Here is a 10,519-nt window from a genome sequence, read left to right on the forward strand (position 1 = left end):
CTTCCTCCCCCTAGCCGGCGCCGAGGTCGTCGACGAGGCCGAACAGTTCGTCGTCGGAGGCCGACGACAGGTCGTGCTCCGGTACGGCGGCGGACTGTTCCTCGCCGCCGTACTTGGCCAGCAGCGCGGTGAGCCGCATGCGCAGCTTCGCCTGGTCCACGGCGCCGGGGCCGGCGCCTGCCAGTGCCTCTTCGAGCTGGTCGAGCCCGGCGAGCGGCGAGCCGTCCCGCGCGTCCTCCGCGGTGGGCATGGACGCGTGCAGGTGCGCGGCCAGCGCCACCGGGGTGGCGTACTCGAACACCACCGCGGCGGGCAGCCGGACGCCGGTGGTCTCGGACAGCCGGTTGCGCAGCTCCACCGCGGCCAGCGAGTCGACGCCGAGTTCGGCGAAGGTGCGGTCTTCGGCCACGGCCGCCGGCGAGTCGTAGGCCAGTACCCGGGCCGCTTCGGCGCGGACCAGCTCCAGCAGCGCCTTCTCCCTCTCGGGTCCGGACAGTGCGGCGAGCGCGGTGGCGGGCGCGGCGCTCGCGCCGGCGGCCGGAACGGGCGCTCCCCGGACCAGGCCGCGCAGCACCGCCGGGACCTGCCCGCCGGCCCGGATGGCCACCCGGTCCAGGCGCATCGGTGCGAGCACGGGTTCGTCGACGGAGCGCGCCAGGTCGAACAGGTCGAGCGCCTCGGCGGTGGCCAACGGCCGCAGCCCGGCACGGGCGATGCGAGCCAGGTCGGCCTCGGCCAGCTCGCCGGTGATGCCGCTGCGCTCCTCCCACAGACCCCAGGCCAGCGAGGTGGCCGGGAGCCCGGCAGCGTGTCGGGCACGGGCCAGTGCGTCCAGGGCGGCGTTGGCCGCCGCGTAGGCGCTCTGCCCGGCCGCGCCGAGCACCCCGGCGGCGGAGGAGAACAACACGAAGTCGGTCAGCTCGCGGTCGCGGGTCAGCTCGTCCAGCCAGCGTGCGCCCAGCACCTTCGGCGCCAGCACCGCCCTGAGCCGCTCCTCGGTGAGACCGGTGACCAGACCGTCGTCCACCACCCCGGCGGCATGCACCACCGCCGTCACCGGGTGCTCGGCCAGCAGCGCGGCCACCGCGTCCCGGTCGGCCACGTCACAGGCCACGGTCCTTACGATGGCGCCGAGTTCGCGTAGTTCGCGGTCCAGTTCGCCCGCGCCCGGGGTGTCCGGGCCGCGGCGACCGGTGAGCACCAGCTCGCGGACCCCGCAGTCGGCGGCCAGGTGCCGGGCCAGGGCCGCGCCGAGCGTGCCGAGACCACCGGTGATCAGCACCGGGCCGTCCGGGTCCCAGGTGGCGCCGTCCCGGTCGGTGATCCTGGACAACGGGACAGGGGACAGCCGCGGCACGAGCACCGCGCCGTCCCGCAGCACCAGTTGCCCGCCGGGCACGTTCCACGCCGCGGCGGGGATCCCGGTGCCGTCCGTGCCCTCGACGTCCGCCAGCAGGAAACGGCCCGGGTGCTCCTGCTGCACCGAGCGCAGCAGACCCCAGACGGCGGCGGCTGCCGGGTCGGTGCGCGCGTTCCGGGTGCGCAGCGCCAGCCGGGTGCCGGCGAAGCGGTCCCCGGCCAGCCAGGTGCGCACCGCGCCCAGCGCCCGGCCGGCCGCGGCGACCGGGTCGGCCTCGGTCCCGGCCGCCAGCACCACCACCCCGGGCAGCTCACGGTCGGGCAGTTCGGCCAGGTCGGCGCAGGTCAGCACGGTCGGCTCGGGGCCGGCCGGCAGGGTCGCGGGCACCAGGTCCTCGGCGTACAGCGATTCGTGGTGGCCGAGTTGTCCGGCCTGGATCGGCCGGACGGCGAGGGATTCCACGACCCCGACCGGGGCGCCCGTCGGGTCGGCCAGTTCGATCCGGGCCGCCGCGGCGGCGACCGGGGAGATCCGCACCCGCAGCGCGGACGCCCCGGTGCGGCGCAGCGCGATCCCGTGCCAGGCGAACGGCAGCAGGGTGCGGTCGCCCTCGTCCTCGTGCAGGTAGCGCAGGGCGTGCAGCGCCGCGTCCAGCAGGGCGGGGTGCAGGCGGTAGCGGCCGGTGTCGGTGAGGTCGGGCAGGGCGATGTCGGCGTAGATCTCGTCGCCGGCGCGCCAGGCCGCACGCAGTCCCTGGAACGCCGGGCCGTACTCCAGCCCGGAGGCGGCGAACTCGGCGTAGGCCGAGCCGATGTCCAGTGCGGTGGCGCCCGGCGGCGGCCAGACGACCGGCTCGGCCGGTGTCCCGGCCGGCACCGGGCCGAGCAGGGCGCGCGCGTAGCAGGTCCACGGGGTGCCGTCCCCGGCCGGGCGGGCGTGCACGGTCAGCGGCCGGTGCCCCGCCGCGCCGGGCGCGCCGACCCTCATCTGCACCTCGACCGCGCCGTGCTCGGGCAGCACCAGCGGCGCCTGCAGGGTCAGTTCGGCGACCTCGCCGGCGCCCGTCTCCGCGGCGGCGTGCAGGGCCAGTTCGGCGAAGACGCTGCCGGGTACCACGGTCGCGCCGAGCACGGTGTGCTCCCCCAGCCAGGGCTGCGCCCGGGTGGCCAGCCGTCCGGACAGCAGGAACCCGTCCTCCTCGGCGAACTCCACGGCCGCGTCCAGCAGCGGGTAGCCGCCGCCCCGGTGCGCCGGTTCGGCGTTCTCCAGCCAGTAGCGGCGGCGCTGGAAGGCGTAGGTGGGCAGCTCGATCCGGGCCGCGGCGGGCAGGTACGACGCCCAGTCGGCCGTACCGCCGTGCACATGAAACCTTGCCAACCCCTTTGCCAATGTGCGGACTTCGCCTTGGTCGCGGCGCAGCAGCGGGACGAATACGGCGGTGGCGTCCTCGGGCAGGCAGTCCGGTCCTACGGCGGTCAGCGCGGCGTCCGGTCCGATCTCCACGAACCTGGTCACACCTTGCGCATGCAGGTGGGCGACCGCGTCGGCGAAGCGGACCGTGTCCCGGGCATTGCGCACCCAGTAGTCGACGTCCACCGGCCCCCTACAGATGTCCACGGTGGACACGAACGGGATGCGCGGAGCATCGAAGGTGAGACCTGCCACGGCGTCACGGAACCGGTCCAACACGGGCTCCATCAACGGCGAATGGAACGCGTGGCTCACCCGCAGCCGGGTGTGCCGCCAGCCCCGCTCCTTCGCCTGGGCCGCGACGGCCTCCACCGCCGGCTCGGCACCGGACACCACCACGGACCGGGAACCGTTGACCGCGGCGATCCCGACCTCGCCGGAAAGGATCTCCACCACGTCCGTTTCGGTGGCATTGACCGCGAGCATCGCCCCGCCCGCAGGCAGCTCCTGCATCAACCCGGCCCGCGCACACACCAACGTCACCGCGTCATCCAGCGACAACACCCCGGACACATGCGCAGCCGCCACCTCACCGACCGAATGCCCGACGACGAAGTCCGGCACCACACCGAACGACTCCAGCAACCGGAACAGCGCCACCTCGACCGCGAACACACCACACTGCGCGAACAGCGTCTGGTCCAGACGCTCGCCGCCGCCGAGGACCACCTCACGCACCGGCAGCCCCAGCACCGACTCCAGCCGCCCACAGACGTCCTCGAACGACTCCGCGAACACCGGGTAGCGCTCCACCAGCTCCCGGCCCATACCGGACCACTGCGACCCCTGACCGGAGAACAGGAACCCGGTCAACCCACCCCGGTCGGCCAGCGCACTGATCGCATCCGACCGTCCCTCGGCCACCGCGTCCAGCCCGGCCAGCAACTCGTCCCGGTCGGCGGCCACCACCGCACCGCGGTGCTCCAGCGCGGCACGGGACAGCGCCGCCGCGCGCGCCACCTCGGCGACGGTGGCCCCCGATGCGGCGAGCAGGTACTCACGCAACCGCGCCGCCTGCCCACGCAGCGCCTCAGCGCTACGGCCGGACACGAGCACCGGCACCGGCACCACCGGTTCGGCGAGCGGCATGGCCGGCTCGACGGCCGGGGCCTGCTCGATGATCACGTGCGCGTTGGTCCCGCTGACCCCGAACGCCGACACGGCGGCGCGGCGGACCTCGGCGTCCGGCCAGTCGACCGCCTCGGTGAGCAGCCGTACCGGACCCGCCGACCAGTCCACGTGCGGGGTCGGTGCGTCGATGTGCAGGGTGCGCGGCAGCAGGCCGTGCCGCATCGCCTGTACGACCTTGATCACCCCGGCGACCCCGGCGGCGGCCTGGGTGTGCCCGATGTTCGACTTGACCGACCCCAGCCACAGCGGCCGGTCACGGTCGGCGCCGTAGGTGGCCAGCAGCGCCTGGGCCTCGATCGGGTCGCCGAGTGTGGTTCCGGTGCCGTGCGCCTCCACCGCGTCGATGTCCGAAGGGGACAGCCCGGCGGCGCTCAGCGCGGCGCGGATGACCCGTTCCTGCGAGGGGCCGTTGGGCGCGGTGAGCCCGTTGGACGCGCCGTCGGAGTTGACCGCGGAACCGCGCAGCACGGCCAGCACGTCATGGCCGTGGGCCCGCGCGTCGGACAGCCGCTCCAGCACGAGCATCCCGATGCCCTCGGACCAGCCGGTGCCGTCGGCGTCGGCGGAGAAGGACTTGCAGCGGCCGTCGGCGGCCAGGCCGCGCTGCCGGTCGAACTCGCGGAACGGGGTGGGACTGGACATGACCGTCACCCCGCCCGCCAGCACCAGGGTGGACTCGCCGGAGCGCAGCGACTGGGCGGCCAGGTGCAGGGCCACCAGCGAGGACGAGCAGGCGGTGTCCACGGTGACCGCCGGGCCGGTGAACCCGAAGGTGTAGGCGACCCGGCCGGTGGCGACACTGCCCAGGTTGCCGTTGCCCAGGTAGCCCTCCAGTTCCTCGGGCACATGTGCCAGCCTGGTCGCGTAGTCCTGGTACATCAGCCCGGCGAACACCCCGGTGCGGCTGCCGCGGACGGCCGGCGGGGCGATCCCGGCGCGCTCCAGCGCCTCCCAGGACAGCTCCAGCAGCAGCCGCTGCTGCGGGTCCATCGCCAGCGCCTCGCGCGGGGAGATACCGAAGAACCCGGGGTCGAAGTCACCGACGTCGGCGAGGAAACCGCCCTGCCCGACCGGGAGTGCCCCGAGGTCCCAGCCGCGGTCGGCGGGGAAGGCGGAGATCCCGTCCCGGCCCGCGGCGACCAGGTCCCACAGCTGCTCGGGCGTACTGACCCCGCCGGGGTAGCGGCAGGCCATGCCGACGATGGCGATCGGCTCGTCCGCCGCGCTCGCCACCGCGGGGGCGGCGGGTTCCGGTCCGGTCCCGAGGTCACCGGCCTCGGTGAGCACGAATGCGGCCAGCGCGGCCGGGGTGGGGTGGTCGAACACCAGGGTGGTGGGCAGCCGCAGCCCGGTGGCGGAGCCGAGCCGGTTGCGCAGTTCCAGCGCGGTCAGCGAGTCGAAGCCGAGGTCGGCGAAGGCCTGCTCGGCGCCGATCTGTTCGGCCCCGGCCAGGTCCAGCACCCCGGCGGCCTGGCCGCGCACCAGGTCCAGGGCGGCGCGGCGGCGCTCCGGCGCGGGCAGCGCGCGCAGCCGGTCGGCCCAGCCGGACCGCTGCCGGGCGCGGCGTCGAGCGCGGACGAGACCGGTGAACACCGCGGGCAGCGGATCCAGCCGCTGGAGTGCGGCGGTGTCCAGCCGCATCGGTAGTACGGCCGCCTCGCCGAGCCCGACGGCGGCGTCCAGCAACGCCAGGGCCTCCTCGGTGGACAGGGCCGCGATGCCGCTGCGGGCGATCCGGGCCAGGTCGGCCTGGGCCAGCCCGCCGGTGATGCCGCTGCGCTCCTCCCACAGCCCCCAGGCCAGCGAGGTGGCCGGAAGGCCGGCGGCGCGGCGTTGCCGGGCCAGCGCGTCGAGGTGGGCGTTGGCGGCGGCGTAGGCGGCCTGCCCGGCGTTGCCGAGGGTCGCCGAGGCGGAGGAGAACAGCACGAACGAGGTGAGGTCCCGGTCCCGGGTCAGCTCGTCCAGCCAGCGTGCGCCCAGCACCTTCGGCGCCAGCACCGCCCTGAGCCGCTCCTCGGTGAGACCGGTGACCAGACCGTCGTCCACCACCCCGGCGGCATGCACCACCGCCGTCACCGCGTGCTCGGCCAGCAGCGCGGCCACCGCGTCCCGGTCGGCCACGTCACAGGCCACGGTCCTTACGATGGCGCCGAGTTCGCGTAGTTCGCGGGCCAGCTCGGCCATACCGGGTGCGTCACCGCCGCGCCGGGAGGCCAGCACCAGGCCCCGCACTCCGTGACGTGCGACCAGATGCCGCGCGACCAATCCCCCGAGGGTGCCGCTCGCCCCCGTGATCAGCACGATGTCCTCTGCCGACCAAGGGGGGTCACCGGCCGCCTCGGTCACCCGGGCCAGCCGCGGCACCAGCAACTTTCCGGCGCGCAGGGCGAGTTGCTGTTCGCCGGTGTCCAGCGCAGCGGTCAGCTCCGCATCCGTGACCGCGGAGTCGGTCGTATCCAGCAACACGAACCGGTCGGGCCACTCCACCTGCGCCGACCGAACCAGACCCCATACGGCCGCGCCCGCCGGGTCGGGCACCTCCTCGGCAGTGGCGGCGACCGCGCCCCGGGTGACGAGGACCAGCCGGGCACCCGGCACGGGCTCCTCGGCCGGCCAGCGGCGCACCCGCTCCAGCACGGCGGCGGTACGTTCGGCCACCGGGGTGTCCGGGACCCGGAACAGCACGTCGGCGCCGGTGTCGCGGTGCCGCCCGCCGCGTGCGGGAACCCAGTCCAGCCGGTAGAGCGAGTCCAGGCGTGCGGGCGGGCGCAGTTCGCCGGTGGGGGCGCGCAGTACCACGCGCTCGACGGTGCCGACCGGGGCGCCGCTGTCGTCGGCGAGATCCACGCGGACCGCATCGTCCCCGGTGACGGTGAGCCGGACCCGCAGCGCCGTCGCGCCCGCGGCGTACCAGCGGACCCCGCGGAAGGCGAAGGGCAGGCGCAGGCGGTCGTCGCCGCGCAGGGCCAGGGCGTGCAGCGCGGCGTCCAGCAGCGCCGGGTGCAGGCCGAACTCCCCGGCCTGGCCCCGCTGTTGCTCGGGCAGGGTGATCTCGGCGTACATCTCATCGCCGCGCCGCCAGGCCGCGCGCAGCCCCTGGAAGGCCGGGCCGTAGCCGAGGCCGGTCCCGGCGAGCCGGGGGTAGAACTCGCCCAGGGCGATGGGCTCGGCACCCGCCGGCGGCCACTGCACCAGGTCCGCGCCCATGGCGTCGTCGGTGTCCTCGGTGTCCGCGGCCAGCACACCGGTGGCGTGCCGGGTCCAGGGCAGTGCGGAGTCCTCCGGCCGGGAGTGCACCTCGATGCCGCGGCAGCCGGTGTCGTCGGGTTCCGCGATGCCGACCCGCAGGGCGAGTCCGCCCTCGGCGGGCAGCGCCAGCGGGACCTCCAGGGTCAGCTCGTCCAGCCGCATGTCGCCGAGCAGTTCGGCGGCGTGCCGGGCGATGTCGACGAACGCGGTTCCGGGCAGCAGTACCGTGCCGGTGACCCGGTGGTCGGCCAGCCAGGGGTGGTCGCGCAGGCGCAGCCGTGCGGTCAGGACGGTGTCGATCGCGCCGGGGAGGGCGACCAGCGCCCCGAGCAGCGGGTGCCCGGCGGGCCGGGCGCCGAGGGCGGCCGGCTCGGTCTGTCCGGCGGGGGCCAGCCAGTAGCGGCGGCGCTGGAAGGCGTAGGTGGGCAGTTCGACCGGGTCGGTGGCGGGCAGGTACCGGGTCCAGTCGATGCTGCCGCCGTGCGCGTGGAAGCGGGCCAGCCCGGTGGGCAGGGACACCGATTCCGGCTGGTCGCGGCGCAGCAGCGGGACGAACACCGCCGTGCTCTCCTCGGGCAGACAGTCCGGCCCCACGACACTCAGCGCGGCGTCCGGCCCCACCTCCACGAACCTCGTCACACCCAACGCATGCAGATGCGCCACCGCATCGGCAAAGCGCACCGTCTCCCGGACATTGCGCACCCAGTAATCCGCCGACCCCGGCGCCTCGCCCACCTCCACGGCGGACACGAACGGCACACTCGGCACCGCGAAACCGACACCACCGATGGCCTCACGAAACCGCCCCAACACCGGCTCCACCAACGGCGAATGAAACGCATGACTCACCCGCAACCGGGTATGCCGCCAGCCCCGCTCCGCCGCCTGGACCGCAACGGCCTCCACCGCCGACTCCGCACCGGACACCACCACAGACCGCAACCCGTTGACGGCCGCGATCCCCACCCCGCCGGAAAGGATCTCCACCACGTCCGTTTCGGCGGCGTTGACCGCGAGCATCGCCCCGCCCGGCGGCAACTCCTGCATCAACCCGGCCCGCGCACACACCAGCGACACCGCATCGTCCAGCGACAACACCCCGGACACATGCGCAGCCGCCACCTCACCGACCGAATGCCCGACGACGAAGTCCGGCACCACACCGAACGACTCCAGCAACCGGAACAGCGCCACCTCGACCGCGAACACACCACACTGCGCGAACAACGTCTGGTCCAGCCGCTCACCACCGCCGAGGACCACCTCACGCACCGGCAGCCCCAGCACCGACTCCAGCCGCCCACAGACGTCCTCGAACGACTCCGCGAACACCGGATACCGCTCCGCCAGCTCCCGGCCCATCCCAGACCACTGCGACCCCTGACCGGAGAACATGAACCCGGTCAGCCCCCCGCGGTCGGCGAGCGCACTGATCGTGCCGGGTGCGCCCTCCGCCAGTGCCGCCAGCCCGGTCAGCAGCTCGTCCCGGTCGGCGGCCACGACCGCGCCGCGGTGCTCCAGCGCGGCACGGGTGGTGGCCGTGGCGAACGCCAGCCGGGGTACGGCCAGTTCGGGATCGGCCGCGACGAACTCGCGCAGCCGGGCCGCCTGCGCGGCGAGGCCCGTAGCATCGCGGCCGGAGAGCACCACCGGCACCGGCAGCGAGAGCACCGGCTCCGGCACGGACCCGACCGCCGGTTCCGATGCGTCGTCGGCCGGTGCGGCCGGCTCGGGAGCCTCCTCGACGATGACGTGGGCGTTGGTGCCGCTGATCCCGAAGGAGGACACCGCGGCGCGGCGCGGCCGCTCGGCGCGCGGCCAGGGCACCGCCTCGGTGGCGAGGGACAGGGTGCCGGAGGACCAGTCGATGTGCGGGGACGGAGTGTCCGCGTGCAGCGTCCTCGGCACGGTCCCGTGGCGCAGCGCCAGTACGGACTTGATCACCCCGGCCACCCCGGCGGCGGCGAGGGTGTGCCCGATGTTGGACTTCACCGTGCCCAGCCACAGCGGCCGGTCACGGTCGGCGCCGTACGTGGCCAGCAGCGCCTGGGCCTCGATCGGGTCGCCGAGGGAGGTGCCGGTGCCGTGTGCCTCGATCAGGTCGATGTCCGCGGGGGACAGCCCGGCGGCGCTCAGCGCGGCGCGGATGACGCGCTGCTGGGAGGGCCCGTTGGGGGCGGTCAGCCCGTTGGACGCGCCGTCCTGGTTGACGGCGGAGCCGCGGATGACGGCGAGGACGGGGTGGTTGTTGCGCCGCGCGTCGGACAGCCGTTCCAGCACCAGCACGCCGACGCCCTCGGCCATGCCCATGCCGTCGGCCGCGGCGGAGAACGCCTTGCACCGGCCGTCGGCGGCGAGCACCCGCTGGCGGCTGAACTCGATGAGCGGCCCGGGACTCGCCAGCACGGTCACGCCGCCCGACAGGGCCAGCGAGGACTCTCCGTCGCGCAGCGACCGCACGGCCAGGTGCAGGGTGACGAGCGAGGTGGAGCAGGCGGTGTCCACGGTGACCGCCGGGCCCTCGACGCCGAGGGTGTAGGAGATGCGGCCGGACAGCACGCTGGGCACCACGCCGGTGACCAGGTGCCCCTCGACGCTCGCCGGTGCGTGTGCCAGGCCGGTGCCGTACTCCTGGTGGTTCTGGCCGACGAACACGCCGGTGCGGGTGCCGCGCAGCCCGGTGGGGTCGATCCCGGCCCGTTCCAGGGCCTCCCAGGAGGTCTCCAGCAGCAGCCGCTGCTGCGGGTCCATGGCCAGCGCCTCGCGCGGCGAGATCCCGAAGAAGCCCGCGTCGAACGCTCCGGGGTCGTCCAGGAAGCCGCCGCGCCGTACGTAGGTGTGGCCGGAGCGCTCCGGGTCCGGGTCGTAGCGGCCCTCGATGTCCCAGCCGCGGTCGGTGGGCAGCTCACCGGTGACGTCCCGGCCCTCGGCCAGGATCCGCCACAGGTCCTCCGGGGAGCGCACCCCGCCCGGGTAGCGGCAGGCCATGCCGACGACGGCGATGGGCTCGGTGCGGGACTGCTCGGTCTCTTGCAGGCGGCGGTTGGCCTTGCGCAGGTCGGCCATGACCCGCTTCAGGTAGCCGCGGAGCTTGTCTTCCTCGGACACGTCCAACCCCCTTCAGTTCCCGCCGAGTTCGCGCTCGATGAGGTCGTACATCTCCTCGTTCGAGGTCGGGTCGAAGTCGTCGTCGTCCACGTGGCCGCCGATCAGCGACAACATGGCGCGCAGCCGCAGTTCGATGTCGGTCCGCTCGCCCTCGACATCCGCCTCGGACAGTCGCTTCGAGAGCCGGTCCAGTTCGGTGAG

Annotated in this window: 1 protein-coding gene; it reads right to left on the reverse strand. The window is 74.7% G+C overall.

The features are described 5' to 3' along the window. Positions 1-10 precede the first annotated feature (10 nt). On the reverse strand, positions 11-10,318 hold the full coding sequence (locus BFF78_RS07120) for a type I polyketide synthase (protein WP_069783429.1): 10,308 nt from the start codon (positions 10,316-10,318) through the stop codon (positions 11-13). Positions 10,319-10,519 lie beyond the last annotated feature (201 nt).

The sequence above is a fragment of the Streptomyces fodineus genome (genome assembly GCF_001735805.1).
Classification (GTDB): Bacteria; Actinomycetota; Actinomycetes; order Streptomycetales; family Streptomycetaceae; genus Streptomyces; species Streptomyces fodineus.